The sequence below is a fragment of the Mycobacterium paraterrae genome, from assembly GCF_022430545.2.
GTDB classification, from domain to species: domain Bacteria; phylum Actinomycetota; class Actinomycetes; order Mycobacteriales; family Mycobacteriaceae; genus Mycobacterium; species Mycobacterium paraterrae.
Genome location: NZ_CP092488.2, coordinates 4,140,665 through 4,155,628, shown reverse-complemented (window position 1 = coordinate 4,155,628; position 14,964 = coordinate 4,140,665). Strand labels below are relative to the sequence as shown.

The 14,964-nt window shown below is 66.0% G+C and carries 11 protein-coding genes and 1 pseudogene; 6 read left to right on the top strand and 6 right to left on the bottom strand.

Annotation, left to right across the window (positions count from 1 at the left end; all coding sequences use genetic code 11):
• The first annotated feature begins 24 nt into the window (after positions 1-24).
• Positions 25-1,068 (top strand): hypothetical protein, encoded by a 1,044-nt coding sequence (locus MKK62_RS20200; protein ID WP_240258167.1) that lies wholly within the window; start codon positions 25-27, stop codon positions 1,066-1,068.
• 8 nt (positions 1,069-1,076) lie between these two features.
• On the opposite strand, the gene MKK62_RS20195 is transcribed toward MKK62_RS20200, so the two are convergent.
• Entirely contained in the window at positions 1,077-1,913 is an 837-nt protein-coding gene (locus tag MKK62_RS20195; RefSeq protein WP_240258168.1) for a DUF3097 domain-containing protein, read from the bottom strand.
• Between the two features lie 119 nt (positions 1,914-2,032).
• On the opposite strand from MKK62_RS20195, the gene MKK62_RS20190 reads away from it, so the two are divergent.
• On the top strand, positions 2,033-5,365 hold the full coding sequence (locus tag MKK62_RS20190) for a transglutaminase family protein (protein ID WP_240258169.1): 3,333 nt from the start codon (positions 2,033-2,035) through the stop codon (positions 5,363-5,365).
• The gene (locus MKK62_RS20185) at positions 5,365-8,034 is read left to right on the top strand and encodes a circularly permuted type 2 ATP-grasp protein (RefSeq protein WP_240258170.1); all 2,670 of its coding nucleotides are present in this window, start codon (positions 5,365-5,367) and stop codon (positions 8,032-8,034) included. The genes MKK62_RS20190 and MKK62_RS20185 overlap by 1 nt, the downstream gene beginning before the upstream one ends.
• Before the next feature lie 3 nt (positions 8,035-8,037).
• Here the strand turns inward: MKK62_RS20185 and MKK62_RS20180 are convergent, their stop codons facing one another.
• Both MKK62_RS20180 and MKK62_RS20175 read right to left on the bottom strand, forming a co-directional pair.
• Positions 8,038-9,093, bottom strand: coding sequence for a zinc-binding metallopeptidase family protein (locus tag MKK62_RS20180; protein ID WP_240258171.1), 1,056 nt, complete (start codon positions 9,091-9,093; stop codon positions 8,038-8,040).
• Positions 9,086-10,003, bottom strand: coding sequence for a transglutaminase family protein (locus MKK62_RS20175; protein WP_434085105.1), 918 nt, complete (start codon positions 10,001-10,003; stop codon positions 9,086-9,088). Before MKK62_RS20175 ends, MKK62_RS20180 begins: the two co-directional genes overlap by 8 nt.
• 122 nt (positions 10,004-10,125) lie before the next feature.
• On the opposite strand from MKK62_RS20175, the gene MKK62_RS20170 reads away from it, so the two are divergent.
• A complete protein-coding gene (locus tag MKK62_RS20170; protein WP_240258172.1) occupies positions 10,126-10,515 on the top strand; it encodes an MmcQ/YjbR family DNA-binding protein in 390 nt (129 codons plus the stop codon).
• A 325-nt stretch (positions 10,516-10,840) separates the two neighbouring features.
• Complete coding sequence (locus MKK62_RS20165; RefSeq protein ID WP_286670904.1) at positions 10,841-11,197, top strand: transglycosylase family protein; 357 nt, start codon at positions 10,841-10,843, stop codon at positions 11,195-11,197.
• A gap of 100 nt (positions 11,198-11,297) precedes the next feature.
• Here MKK62_RS20165 and MKK62_RS20160 read toward each other — a convergent pair.
• Positions 11,298-11,468 (bottom strand): annotated as a pseudogene (locus tag MKK62_RS20160) (nitroreductase/quinone reductase family protein); the annotation flags it as partial.
• Between the two features lie 88 nt (positions 11,469-11,556).
• Positions 11,557-13,332: an aspartate--tRNA ligase gene (gene aspS / locus MKK62_RS20155; protein ID WP_240258173.1), complete on the bottom strand. Its 1,776-nt coding sequence runs from the start codon at positions 13,330-13,332 to the stop codon at positions 11,557-11,559.
• Positions 13,333-13,406: 74 nt separating this feature from the next.
• Here aspS and MKK62_RS20150 point away from each other — a divergent pair, with 74 nt between their 5' ends.
• The gene (locus tag MKK62_RS20150) at positions 13,407-14,291 is read left to right on the top strand and encodes an oxidoreductase (protein WP_240258174.1); all 885 of its coding nucleotides are present in this window, start codon (positions 13,407-13,409) and stop codon (positions 14,289-14,291) included.
• A 48-nt stretch (positions 14,292-14,339) separates the two neighbouring features.
• On the opposite strand, the gene MKK62_RS20145 is transcribed toward MKK62_RS20150, so the two are convergent.
• Complete coding sequence (locus MKK62_RS20145; RefSeq protein WP_240258175.1) at positions 14,340-14,885, bottom strand: hypothetical protein; 546 nt, start codon at positions 14,883-14,885, stop codon at positions 14,340-14,342.
• Positions 14,886-14,964 lie beyond the last annotated feature (79 nt).

The following is a 14,964-nucleotide window of genomic DNA, read 5'->3' as shown; positions in this document are numbered from 1 at the left end:
TCCGACGACGAGGCAGGAGCGGCTATGAGCCAACCTCCGGAGCACCCTGGCAACCCGAGCGAGCCGTACGGCGGCAACCCAAATCCCGGTGACTATCCGCCGCCTCCCGGCTACGGACCGCCCCCCGGTCCGCCGCCGGGCTACGGACCGCCGCCGGGTCAGCAGCACCCCGGTTACGGGCCGCCTCCCGGGTACGGCGCACCACCGCCACCTCCTCCCGGATACGGCGCGCCGCCACCGGGTTACGGCCCGCCGCAGCAGGGCTACGGCCCCCCGCCCGGCTATCCGCCACCACCGGGTTACGGGCCGCCGCCTGGCTACTCGGGCATCCCCGGCTACTCGTCCGGGCCGGGCTCGGTGTTCAACATCGGTGACGCGTTCAACTGGTCGTGGAACAAGTTCAGCAAGAACATTGGTCCGATGCTGTTGGCGGCACTCGTCTACGGCGTGATCGGCATCGTCGTCCACGGCCTAGTCTTCGTGGTCCTGGGTGGCGCGACAGCCAACACCACGACCGACAACGACTATGGCGCGTCCTTCGCTGCGAGCCTGGGCGCAGGCGGCACGTTGGTGCTGTCCATCGTGTCGTTCGTGTTCAGCATCTTTGTCCAGGCCGCGTTCCTTTCAGGCGGGCTGGACCTCGCCGACGGCCGACCGGTCATCGTGGGATCGTTCTTCAAGCCGCGCAACTTCGGCAACGTGGTTCTCGCCGGCGCCCTGCTCAGCGTCATCAGCGCGGTGCTGGATCTGATTTCGCTGCCAGGCTTCGTGTTCGCGTTGCTGTCGTTCGTCGCGCTCGTCGTCTTCACGTTCTTCGCGCTGTTCACCATCGCGTTTGCCACCGACCGGGCGCTGCCACCGATTGACGCCCTGAAGGCCAGCATTGCCACCGTCCGGGCGCACATCGGCGAGACGCTGATTTCATTGCTGGTGCAGGGCCTGCTAGTGATCATCGGCTTTTTCGCTTGCGGCGTCGGCATTTTGGTGGCCGGGCCCTTGGCGCTGCTGATACAGGTCTACACCTACCGCAAACTCTCCGGGGGGCCGGTCGCGCCACTCACCCCCTGAGCGCGCCGCTACGGCTGGGTGACGAAGTCAATCAGCTCTTCCACCCGCCCGATCAGCGCCGCGTCCAGGTCGGTCCAGTCGCGTACGCTTCCGCGGATGCGCCGCCACGCCGCGGCGATGTCGGCTTGGTCGTGGTGCGGCCAGCCGAGTGACTGGCAGATGCCGTGTTTCCACTCGATACCGCGCGGGATCACCGGCCATTCCGACAGCCCGAGCCGCCCCGGCTTCACCGCTTGCCAGATGTCGACGAACGGGTGACCGACGACGAGCGTGTGCGCACCCGCTGGGCTGCGCTGCACCGCTTCGGCCAGCCGCGACTCCTTCGACCCGGCCACCAGATGGTCGACGAGCACGCCCAGCCGGCGTTGCGGTCCGGGCTGGAATTGCTTGACGATGTCGACGAGATCGTCGACACCGCCGAGGTATTCGACCACCACCCCCTCGACGCGTAGGTCGTCGCCCCACACCTGCTCCACGAGTTCGGCATCGTGGCGCCCCTCGACGTATATCCGGCCGGTCCGCGCGACTCTGGCGCGCGCTCCGGCTACGGCCACCGAGCCGGACGCCGTCCGGGTGGCGGTCTGTGGTGCCGCGCGTCGGGGTGCGGTGAGGATCACCGGCTTGCCGTCGACCAGATACCCCGGCCCGACCGGAAACGACCTGCGACGGCCGTGGCGGTCCTCGAGCTGCATCCGGCCGTACTCGACGCTGACAATCGCGCCTACGTAGCCGGTCTGGGCGTCCTCGACGACCATGCCGAGTTCTATTGGCGTCTCGGCAGACCGGGGTTTGCGCGCGCGATGCGGGTCGCGGGCCAGGACATCGGAACCGTAGCGATCTTTCACGCGAGCGATCCTAGAAAGGGTGGGCCGGGAAATCGGGTTGCGCCACTCCGCCGACATCACACCGAGACGCGCCGCCGCTGCGCTGCAACCTGTTGGTCGGTGTGATGAGATTTCCGGTTATGACCATCAAAGTGGCGCTGGAGCACCGCACCAGCTACACCTTTGACCGGCCGGTCAGAGTTTTCCCGCACGTCGTGAGGCTGCGTCCGGCACCGCATTCACGCACCCCCATCGAGGCCTACTCGCTGCAGGTCGAACCGGCCGACCACTTCGTCAACTGGCAGCAGGACGCGGTGGGCAACTTCGTCTACCGGCTGACTTTCCCGAACCCGACGGATCGACTGACCATCACCGTCGGACTGATCGCCGACCTGAAGGTGATCAACCCCTTCGACTTCTTCATCGAGGACTGGGCCGAAATCTGGCCGTCCGGGGGGTTCAGCTACCCCGAGCCGTTGGCCGACGAGCTCAAGCCTTACCTGCAACCGGTCGACGAAGACGGCGCAGGATCGGGTCCTGGCGAGTTGACGCGGAAATGGGTGCGCGAATTCTCCGTACCGCCGGAAACCCGGACAATCGACTTCCTGGTCGAGCTCAACCGGCGGATCAACGCCGATCTCTCCTACAGCGTGCGGATGGAGCATGGCGTTCAGACGCCGGATTTCACGCTGCGGACCGGCGTGGGTTCGTGTCGTGACTTCGCCTGGCTGTTGGTGTCGGTCGCACGCCAGATGGGTCTGGCCGCCCGATTCGTGTCCGGTTACCTGGTGCAGCTGACGTCTGACGTCAAGGCGCTCGACGGGCCGTCAGGTCCGGCCGCCGACTTCACCGACCTGCATGCGTGGGCAGAGGTCTTCATTCCCGGCGCGGGATGGATCGGGCTCGATCCGACATCCGGGCTGTTCGCCGGCGAGGGCCACATCCCTCTCGCCGCTACACCGAGCCCCGCCAGCGCGGCACCGATCTCCGGCGGCATCGAGCCCTGCGAGTCGACGCTGGAGTTCTCCAACACGGTGACCCGCATCCACGAGGATCCGCGGGTCACGCTCCCTTACACCGACGAAGCTTGGGCCACCATCCAGGATGTCGGCCGCAGCGTCGACGCTCGGCTTCAGGCCGGTGACGTCCGGCTCACCATGGGTGGTGAACCGACGTTCGTGTCGATCGACAACCAGGTCGACGACGAATGGAATACCGCCGCCGACGGTCCGCACAAACGCCAGCGCGCCTCTGACCTGGCCGCCCGATTGAAGGCGCGGTGGGCGCCACATGGACTGGTGCATCGCGGCCAAGGTCGCTGGTACCCGGGTGAACCGCTGCCCCGCTGGCAGATCGGGATCTACTGGCGTACTGATGGACAGCCGCTGTGGCCCGACGCCGCACTGCTGGCCGACCCGTGGAGCACCGCTCCGCCCGGCTCGCCGGCAGACAGCGGCACGGCCCAGAAGCTGTTGTCCGCGATCGCCGACGGACTCGGTCTGCCGCCCTCCCAGGTGCGGCCGGCATACGAGGACCCGCTGTCGAAGCTGGCAGCGAAGGCCCGGCTGCCGCAAGGCGACCCGGTGTCGCCCGAAGACGACCTCGACCCGGAAGCGGGCCGCGACAATGCCGCCGCGCGCGCCGAACTGCTGGCCCGGCTCGACCAATCCACGGACACACCAACGGCGTTCGTGCTCCCGCTGCACCGCCGGGACGACGAACTCGGCTGGGCCAGCGCCAATTGGCGGCTGCGCCGCGGCCGCATCGTCCTGGTCGACGGGGATTCGCCGGCGGGTTTACGTCTGCCGCTGAACGCGATCAGCTGGAAGCCGCCGCGGCCGTCGTTCGACACCGATCCCACCACGGTGGGCGACGAGCTACACGCGTCGGCCGTCGAAGCGCTCGTCGACGACGACGAGAGCGCACCGACCACCGCGATGGTCGCCGAGGCGCGGGACGGACTGCTCTACGTATTCCTCCCGCCGACCGGCGCGCTCGACCACTTCGTGGACCTGATCACCCGAATCCACGACGCGGCCGCAAAGATCGGCTGCCCGGTGGTGATCGAAGGGTATGAGCCGCCGGCAGACCCGCGGCTGACGTCGACGACGATCACCCCCGACCCCGGCGTCATCGAGGTCAACGTCGCTCCGACCGCCAGCTTCGCCGAGCAGACCCGGCAACTCGAAACCCTGTACGAACAAGCCAGATTGGCTCGACTCACCACGGAGTCGTTCGACGTCGACGGCAGCCACGGCGGCACGGGGGGCGGCAACCACATCACGCTGGGCGGGATCACCCCTAAGGACTCACCGCTGCTGCGTCGCCCCGACCTGCTGATGTCGTTGCTGACCTACTGGCAGCGACATCCCTCGCTGTCGTACCTGTTCGCGGGCCGCTTCGTGGGTACCACGTCGCAGGCGCCGCGCGTCGACGAGGGCCGGGCGGAGGCGCTCTACGAGCTGGAGATCGCGTTCGCCGAAATCAACAGGCTCGCTTCGGCTTCCGGCACGCCCCGTCCCTGGATCATCGACCGGGCATTGCGGCATTTGCTCACCGACATCACCGGCAATACGCATCGCTCGGAGTTCTGTATCGACAAGCTCTACAACCCCTACAGCATGCGGGGCAGGTTGGGCCTGTTGGAGTTGCGCGGCTTCGAAATGCCCCCGCATCTGCGGATGGCGATGGTGCAGTCGTTGCTGGTCCGGTCGCTGGTGGCGTGGTTCTGGGAGGAGCCGCTACGGGCTCCGCTGATCCGGCACGGCGAGAATTTGCACGGGCGATACCTGTTGCCGCACTACCTGATTCACGACATCGCCGACGTCGCCGCGGACCTGCGCGCCCACGGCATCGCCTTTGAAACCAGCTGGCTGGACCCGTTCACCGAGTTCCGCTTCCCACGCATCGGCACCGCGGTCTTCGACGGTGTCGAGATCGAATTGCGCGGCGCCATCGAGCCGTGGAACACGCTGGGCGAGGAGTCCACTGCCACCGGCACCGCTCGCTACGTCGATTCGTCCGTCGAACGCCTTCAGGTCCGCATCATCGGCGCCGACCGACACCGCTATCTGGTCACCTGCAACGGCTACCCGGTTCCGCTGCTCGCCACTGACAATCCCGACGTACACGTGGGAGGTGTGCGTTTCCGGGCCTGGCAACCGCCCAGTGCGCTGCATCCCAGCATCACCGTCGACGGTCCGCTGCAGTTCGAGCTGATCGACCTCACCACCTCGACGTCGCGCGGCGGCTGCACGTACCACGTCGCCCACCCCGGTGGGCGGGCGTACGACGTTCCTCCGGTCAACGCCGTCGAAGCCGAGTCGCGGCGCGCGCGACGCTTCGAGGCGACCGGATTCACCCCAGGCAAACTGGACCTCTCCGACATCCGGGAAATGCAGGCGCGAATTTCCACGGACGTCGGCGCGCCGGGCATTCTCGATCTGCGGCGCGTGCGTACCGTCCTGCGGTAATGGCTGCGGCACATATGGCAGTACATCCCGGCGACGCGGCGCCATTTCACGACCGCACCGACGTCGACCGGTTGCTGGACGGATACCGCACCGCGCGTACCCAAGAGACCTTGTTCGACGTGCGCACGCCGGATCTATCAGGCCCGGCGATCGGTTACGACGAGTTCCTCGATGCGGCGGGCAACGTGCGCCCGGCGTGGACGGATCTCGCCGACGCGGTCGGTGACCGCGGTCGGGCCGGGATGGGTCGACTGCGTTCCGCGGTGCGCCAACTCGTCGACAACGACGACATCACCTATACCGGCGTCGATCCCGCCAAGGGATCCGCCGACGGGGTTCCCGGCGAGCCGCGGCCGTGGGCGCTGGACCCGCTGCCGCTGGTGGTCGCGGCAGCGGATTGGGAGGCCCTCGAAACCGGACTGATTCAGCGGTCGCGGGTGCTCAACGCGGTCTTGACCGACCTGTACGGCAACCGCCGCTCGTTGACCGACGGCGTGCTGCCGCCCGAGCTGCTGTTCGCCCATCCGGGCTATGTCCGCGCCGCCAACGGGATCGAGGTGCCGGGGCACCATCAGTTGTTCATGCATGCCTGCGATGTCAGCCGCTTCTCCGACGGCAGTTTTGTGGTCAACGCCGACTGGACGCAGGCGCCATCCGGCGCCGGCTACGCGCTCGCCGACCGACGGGTGTTGGCGCAGGCGCTGCCGGATCTCTACGAGAAGGTCGGTCCGCGACCGACCACCCCGTTCGCCCAGGCATTGCGGCTGGCGCTGATCGACGCGGCGCCCGACGGTGTGCAGGATCCGGTGGTCGTCGTGCTCAGCCCCGGTATTTACTCCGAAACATCGTTTGACCAGGCGTATCTCGCGACGCTGCTTGGTTTTCCGTTGGTCGAGAACGCTGACCTGGTGGTGCGTGACGGCAAGCTCTGGATGCGCTCACTGGGCACCCTGAAACGGGTGGACGTCGTTTTCCGTCGCGTCGATGCCGCGTACACCGATCCGCTCGACCTGCGCGCCGACTCGCGGCTCGGGGTGGCCGGCCTGGTAGAAGCCCAGCGCCGCGGAACCGTGACCGTTGTGAATACCGTTGGCAGTGGCATTCTGGAAAGTGCTGGGCTGCAACGCTTTCTGCCTCAGCTGGCAACCCGGCTGCTCGGTGAAGCGCCGTTGTTGTCCAGTACGCCGAGCTACTGGGGCGGCATCGACACCGAACTATCGCACCTGCTGGCGAACCTGTCGTCACTGCTCATCCGCCCGACCATCGGCGGGCAAACACTGGTCGGACCGGCGCTGTCCTCGGAGCGATTGGCCGACCTGTCCGCCGCCATCACCGCAATGCCGTGGCAGTGGGTCGGCCAGGAATTGCCCCAGTTCTCCTCAGCCCCGACGAGCTACGCGAGCGAGCTCTCGGCGGGCGCGGTCGGAATGCGGCTGTTCACGGTGGCTCAGCGCGGCGGCTATGCACCGATGCTCGGCGGCCTCGGTTACGTGCTGGCCCAGGGACCGTCCGCGTACACGCTGGGAACCATTGCGGCCAAGGATGTCTGGGTTCAACCGACCGATCGCTCGCGAACTGAGACGGTCACCCTGCCACCGCCGGAGGTCCCCGCGAAAGCGGGTGCGGGCACGTTGGGCGTCAGCTCACCTCGCGTGCTGTCCGACCTTTTCTGGATGGGACGTTACGGCGAGCGCGCCGAGAACATGGCCCGGCTGCTGATCGCCGCCCGCCGTCGTTACTACGAATTCCGGCATCGCCAGGAGATCTCCGAAAGCCAGTGCGTACCAGTGCTGATGGCCGCATTGGGCCGCATCACCGGAACCGACCCCGGACCGGATGACCAAGCCGAGAGCATCGCCATCGCCCCGTCGACGTTGTGGTCTCTGACCATGGATCGCGACCGACCCGGCTCGCTGGTGCATTCGGTGGATCGGCTGGCGCTAGCCGCCAGGGCGGTGCGTGACCAGTTGTCAACCGACACATGGGCGGTGCTGGCCGGCGTCGAACGAGCACTGGCTCACAACGCCGAACCGCCCGACTCCCTGGCCGAGGGCGACGCGGTGCTCGAAACGGCGCAGTCGCAAACGCTGGTCGGCATGCTGACGCTGGCGGGCGTCGCATCGGAGTCCATGGTGCAGGACGTCGGGTGGACGATGATGGACATCGGGAAACGTATCGAGCGAGGGCTGGGTCTCACCGCGCTGCTGAACGCCACCCTGACCACGGTGCGGGCCCCGGCTGCCGAGCGTGCAGTCATCGAATCAACGCTCATCGCGATGGAATCCGCCGTGATCTACCGCCGCCGCACGGCGGGTCAGGTCAGCGTCGCCGCGCTCGCGGAGCTGATGCTGTTTGACGCCACCAACCCCAGGTCGCTGGTGTACCAACTCGAGCGGTTACGCACCGACCTCGGTGACCTGCCCGGGTCGTCGGGATCGTCTCGGCCACAACGCATGGTCGCCGAGATCAGCACCCAGGTGCGGCGCTCGCATCCGGCCGAACTCGAATCGGCGACCAAGGATGGGCGACGCGATGAGCTGGCCGAGTTGCTCACCACGGTGCATACGGCGCTGCGCGAACTTGCCGAGGTGATCACCGCGACGCAGCTGGCGCTGCCGGGCGGTATCCAGCCGCTGTGGGGTGGGGACGAGCGGCGGACGATGCCGTGAGGCTTACGCGCTGACTGAATCCCGCCTTCCCGAGAGGGCGGTCAGTTCGTCGATGACGGTGTGAATGAACTTCATCTTCTGCAGCACCGCGACCGGAAGCACGAACGGATACAGGTCGTCGTGGCCCATCGACCGGTTCACCATGTTCAGCGACCACGAGACCGGCAGCCACATATCGATGATCGTCTGAAATGCGCTCGGCCCCAGAACCGGCCGATCGAACGTTGCGGTGGCCGGCGCGAAGCCCGACCACGCCGCAGTGTCGAGCGTGTCGCGGATGTGCAGGTAGTGGGCGAACGTCTCGGCCCAGTCCTCGGCCGGATGCATGGTCGCGTACGACGACACGAAGGTCTCTTCCCAGCCGTCGGGTGCGCCTTCGCTGTAATGGCGATCCAACGCCGCTTGATAGTCAGCATCGGGGTCGCCGAAAAGGTCGTTGAATCGAGCCACATAGTCGGCGGACGGAGCGATCAGCCGGTAGTAGTAATAGTGACCGATTTCGTGGCGGAAGTGCCCGAGCAGCGTCCGGTACGGCTCGTCCATCTCGACCCGCAACTGCTCACGGTGGACGTCGTCGCCTTCAGCCAAATCCAATGTGATGATGCCGTTTTCGTGTCCGGTCAACACCTTCTCGCGGGCACTGGAAAGCAGCCGGAACGCCAACCCGTAGTCGGGGTCTTGGTCGCGGCCGACGATCGGCAGCCTCAGCTCGTGCAGTTCGGCGATCAGCCGGCGCTTGGCCGCCTCCGCCCGGGCGAACTCCGCCAGCCCGGCGGTATCCGCGTCGTTCGGTCGCTCGATGGTCAGGGCACACGACGCACACAGCCATCCGGGCTGGCGCACCGGGACCAGCCAATTGCATTCCGCCAGATTGCGATTTGCGCACAGTTCGTACTCGCTGGCGCTGACGAAGCCGGCCCGGCCCGCGTCGTCGCCGGTGGTGATGACCAGCAACGCCATCTCGTAGAGGGAGAAACCCAGGGCGCTACCGCACGCCAAGCACGCGGAGTTCTCGAAAGTCAGACGCTGGCCACAGTTGGGGCAGTGAAAGTCACGCATAGAGCTCGCCGCCTTCAAATGGCACGACGTCGACCGCGACGTCGATCTGGCTGGTCTCGGAGTTGGTGTAAATGATGCCGCGCAGCGGGGGCACGTCGGCATAGTCACGACCGCGGCCGACAATCACGTATCTCTCGTCGACCATCTGGTCATTGGTGGGATCTAGTCCGAGCCATTCGAATTGGCCGGGCGGCTGCGGCGTCCACACCGCGGCCCAGGCGTGCGTCGCGTCGATGCCGATCATGCGTTCCTTCCCTGGCGGCGGGTTGGTAGCCAGATATCCGGACACGTAGCTGGCAGCCAAACCGTTGGCGCGCAAGCAGGCGATCGCGAGCCGCGCGAAGTCCTGACATACCCCCTCGCGCGCTTTCAGAACCTCGTTGACTCCGGTCGATACCGTGGTCGAACCGGAGCGGTAGGTGAAGTCGGTGTAGATCCGGGTGGTGAGGTCACGCAGCACGTCGGACAACGGCCGCTCGGGCACAAAGCTCGGCGCCGCGTATTCACGGACCTCGTCGGTGATTTCGGGTGGATTCAGGTCGAGAGCGAACTCGGTAGCCAGTGCGCCCCGGATACCCACCGGGCGGGCAAGCTCCCACGGCGCCAAAGCAGGTCCGCCGCCCCACCGCTGCGGCGGTGACGGATAGACCTCGACGAGCGACTCGCTGGTGACCGTCAGCGTCTGGTGCGGCTCGGTGACGTGAAAGTACGAGCTGATGTTGCCGTAGGTGTCCAGACTCGTCGAGCTGTCCGCCGGTGTCGGTGAGATATGCAGTTCGTGGGACAGACACCGCTGCCGCGCAAGGTTTCGCGGAGTCAGGAATCCGCGGCCGTACGAACTCGTCACCACATCGGAGTAGCGGTACTCGGTGCGATGGGTGATGCGGTATCGCGCGCCGGCGCCTGGCAGGTGCCCCGAATCGCTGGTAGGGCTCGGCAACGTCACGCTGCAACACTAGTGAGGCCTATGGCCACCCGCAGCGGCGCGGGCCGATCCGATTCCTGGCCGGGTCCGCGGGAGCACAATGGGTCATGGCCACCTGGGACGACGTCGCCAACGTCGTCGGCGAACTGCCACTCACCGAGGAGCGATCGCCTCGGGAGTGGCGGGTGGGTAAGAAGCTGATCGCGTGGGAACGCCCGCTGCGCCCATCCGACCGTGAGGCGTTGGCGGCCCTCGGCGTCGACCCGCCGGAGGGCGACATCCTCGGGGTCCGGGTGGCCGACGAGGGAGTCAAATTCGCGCTGATCGCCCACGAACCGCACCGGTACTTCACCACCCCGCACTTCGACGGCTATCCCGCCGTGCTCGTTCGTCTCGCGGCGATCGACGAGCACGGACTGCGTGAGCTGATTGTTGATGCGTGGCTTCGGCAGGCCCCAAAAAAGCTGGTAGAGGAGTTTTTGGGCGGGAGACGCTGACCGCTGGGCTACGCCACTTGAGCATCTTCTGTCACTTTAGTAACAGCAGCATCACAAGCCACTTTAATTTACTTCATCACGACAAGATAACTTCATACTCATATAACTCAGTAGTTATATCTAGCATCAAAAACCTCATTAATTAACTCAAATACTATTCAGCAACACAAAACATATAATTAAACTTTAATCTCATTAATTGCTAAAGCCCCACTCATTGACTCCTTTCACACCTGCTTGTTAGACCTGTTAAATGAGTCATTTAGGTGGACTATTGAGCACGATGTGCAAGCACCTGGTGATATGCACATTGGTCGTCCTGGGCATGACGCTCCTGGTCAACCCGACCACCGGCGTGGCCTACGCGGACGGCATGAACTGGGATGCTGTGGCGCAGTGTGAATCGGGCGGTAACTGGCACGCCAACACCGGCAACGGATTCTATGGCGGACTGCAGTTCAAGCCCGCTACCTGGGCAGCGAACGGTGGGGTCGGCGACCCTGCGATGGCCTCGCGCGAGCAACAGATCGCCGTGGCGAATCGCGTTCTCGCCACCCAGGGACCCGGAGCGTGGCCCAAGTGCGGCGGCAATGGTCAGCTGTTCCCGATCCAGATCGTCAACATCTTCATGCACCCGGTGTACGGCACGATCCAGACGCTGTGGTCGATGGTTCCGCACTGAGTCGTTCACGGCCGACGTGACCATGCCGTGATAGGTGCCGTGATAGCCCCGTAACCGCGTGATTCGAGGGGTCGGTTGAGGGGCTAACTATCCGGTAGGGCTAACTGGCCGGCTGCAGTTCGAAGACCGGGATCACCCGCGAGGTCTTCGCCTGATACTCGGCAAAACCCGGCGCGAGCGCGGTGACCTTGGGGAAGAACTCGTCGCGCTCGGCGGGCGGTAATTCGCGGGCGACCACGTCCAAGGACTCGTTGCCGACCGCTGACCTTGCCGTCGTTGGCACGAAATTCGTCGGGGTTGACTATTCCGCGAAACAGAAGCGAGGGTCGCTTCGGTCGGCCGATTCACTGCCCTGGCGTCTATTTCGCGGACGCAGCCTCGGGCTTGACGTCGATCCCCGACTCCTTGCGCTGCTGGGCGGTGATCGGGGCCGGCGCATCGGTCAACGGGTCGACACCGCCGCCCGACTTCGGGAACGCAATCACCTCGCGGATCGAGTCCGCTTTCGACAGCAGTTGGACGATCCGGTCCCACCCGAAAGCGATTCCACCGTGCGGCGGAGCGCCAAAGGTGAACGCATCCAACAAGAATCCGAATTTCTCCTGCGCCTCGGCGGCACCGATGCCCATCATCGCGAAGACGCGCTCCTGGACGTCGCGGCGATGGATACGAATGGAGCCACCGCCGATCTCGTTGCCATTGCAGACGATGTCGTAGGCGTCCGCGAGCGCATTGCCCGGATCGCTGTCGAAGGTGGCCTCGGACTCGGGCTTGGGCGAGGTGAAGGCGTGGTGCACGGCTGTCCAGGCACCGCTGCCCAGCGCGACATCGCCGGCGGCGGTGGCCTCGTCGGCAGGCTCGAACAGCGGAAAGTCGACCACCCAGGTGAACGCCCAGGCATCCGGGTCGATCAGGTTCAGCCGCTTCGCAATCTCGTCACGAGCCGCTCCCAGCAGCGCCCGGGACGGCTTCACCGCGCCGGCCGAGAAAAAGATGCAGTCACCCGGTTCGGCGCCGACGTGGGCGGCCAGGCCGTCGCGTTCGGCGTCGGACAGGTTCTTGGCCACCGGACCGCCCAGTGTGCCGTCGTCACCGACCAGCACGTAGGCCAGCCCTTTGTGACCGCGCTGCTTCGCGAACTCCTGCCACCCGTCCAGGGTGCGGCGCGGCTGCGAAGCCCCACCGGACATCACCACTGCGCCGACATACGGCGCCTGGAACACTCGAAAGGTCGTCTCGGAGAAGAACTCTGTGCATTCGACGAGTTCGACACCGAACCGTAGGTCGGGCCGGTCGGTCCCGAACCGCCTCATCGCCTCGGCGTAGCTGATCCGCGGTATCGGCAGCGGAAGGTCATATCCGATCAACGCCCACACGGCCTTGAGCACCCGCTCGGCGGTCGCGATGACGTCGTCGGCTTCGACAAAGCTCATCTCCAGATCGAGCTGGGTGAACTCGGGCTGGCGGTCGGCGCGGAAATCCTCGTCGCGGTAGCAACGCGCGATCTGGTAGTACCGCTCCATGCCGGCCACCATCAGCAGCTGCTTGAACAGCTGGGGGCTCTGCGGCAGCGCGTAGAAGGAACCGGGTTGCAGCCTTGCCGGCACGAGGAAGTCGCGTGCGCCTTCCGGTGTCGAGCGGGTCATCGTCGGGGTCTCGATCTCGACGAAGTCCTGGCCGGCCAGCACGCCGCGCGCGGCCGCATTCACCTTGGAGCGCAACCGAATTGCGTTGCCCGGACCCTCGCGCCGCAGGTCTAGGTAGCGGTAACGCAGCCGGACTTCCTCACCCGCGGGCTCGTCGAGCTGGAAGGGCAGCGGAGCGCACTCCCCCAAAACCGTGAGCGATGTTGCGTTGACTTCGATCTCACCGGTCGCGATTTCGGCGTTGGCGTTGCCTTCCGGTCGGATCTCGACGACACCCTCGACGGCGATACAGAACTCCGCACGCAGTCGATGCGCCTGAGCCAGCACGTCCTCGGCACGGAAGACCACCTGGGACACGCCTGTCGCGTCGCGTAGGTCGATGAAGATCACTCCGCCGTGGTCGCGCCGACGCGCGACCCATCCCGCCAAAGTCACCTGTTGACCGGCGTCGGTGACCCGCAATGAACCGGCGGCGTGACTGCGCAGCACAAATACTCCTCGCGAACGGTGGGAACGACAGCCCAGTCTAGAGGCGGGTAATTTCGACCGAAGCTATGGATGTCATGGGTCGGGTCGCGCTTATCGGTCCGGGGGCCGTTGGCACGACGGTCGCCGCGTACTTGTCCGCCGCTGGTCACCGTGTTCTTGTCTGCGGGCGAACCCCGCGTGCCCAGATCGAGCTGCGGCCGGACGGCGCCGACCCGATCATCGTGCCCGGACCGGTACGTACCAATCCCGCGGAGATCACTGCTCCGGTCGAGGTGGTACTGCTCGCGGTCAAAGCGACGCAGAACGCACACGCGGCTCGCTGGCTGGCGCGGCTGTGCGATGAGCACACGGTCGTAGTTGTCTTCCAAAACGGTGTCGAACAGGTCGAGCAGGTGCAACCGCTGTGTGCGTCGTCAGCGGTTGTTCCCGGCATCGTGTGGTTTTCGGCTGAGACTCAGCCGGCCGGCTGGGTGCGGCTGCGTACCGAGGCGCGGCTGTCGCTACCGACCGGGCCGGCCGCAACTACGTTCGCCGAAACGTGGCGCGCGGCCGGCGGCGTCGCCGACTGCGATCCGGACTTCGTCACCGCAGCGTGGCGCAAGCTGCTGGTGAACGCGGTCGCCGGCCTGATGGTGCTGACCGGCCGGCGGTCTGGGATGTTCCGGCGTGACGACGTCGCGGAGTTGGCGCAGCGCTATGCGGCGGAATGCCTCAAGGTGGCTCGCGCCGAGGGGGCGCAGTTGGCCGACGACGTCGTCGCCGGCACCGTGGAGATGTTCCGGCAGGCGCCGGCGGACATGGGCACTTCGATGCTGGCCGACCGCGAGGCCGGCCGCCCGCAGGAGTGGGACATCCGCAACGGGGTGATCATCCGCAAGGCCCGCGCGCACGGAATCGCGACGCCGATCAGCGACGTGCTGGTGCCACTGCTGGCTGCCAGCAGCGACGGCCCTGGCTAGTCGAAACACTCTATTCCACAACGGAATTCGTTGACGAGGCCGTCCGGGTTAGAGAGCGAAGACCAGATTGGCGATGAGTTCGATTTGCCCGGGCAGGATGAACTGATCGATCAACGACTGCGCGTTGTACAGCGTCGCGTCGGCCAGATCGGTCGCGGGCAAGCTGTTGATCAAGTTGACCAGGGTGGTAGCGCCCTCGACATAAATGGTGTTGGCCTCGGTGACGGACTGAGCGAGGCTGGTCGGCGCCGAGAAGTCGAACGGAAGACCCGATCCGATTTCGAAATCGGTCGGCGGGATGATCGCCACGCCCTGCAACTGGTCGGTCAGCGCGGTTTCGTAGAAGCTGGGGATCCCGAACAGGTCGTCGTCCACGGCGATGAACAGCTGCGTCAAGCCGGCGGCCTCCGTGGCGGGGTTGCCCAGATCGGTCAGCGCGGTGGAGTAGGCGGTGTTCGCGGCGGCCTCGATGGCCGCGACGCCGTCAGTGATCGAGTCGGCGTGGGCCACCGGCGAATTTGTCGCCACGGCCGCGAACGCGCCGAGCGCACCGACAGCGGCGCCCAGGATGGCCCGGGGGTGTCTGTACGTCATGGGGGCTCCAATCTCTTGAAGCCCGAACGTATCTCGTTACCTGAGAGACTTCGCAGCGAGTACTGAGAATTTCCTCAGT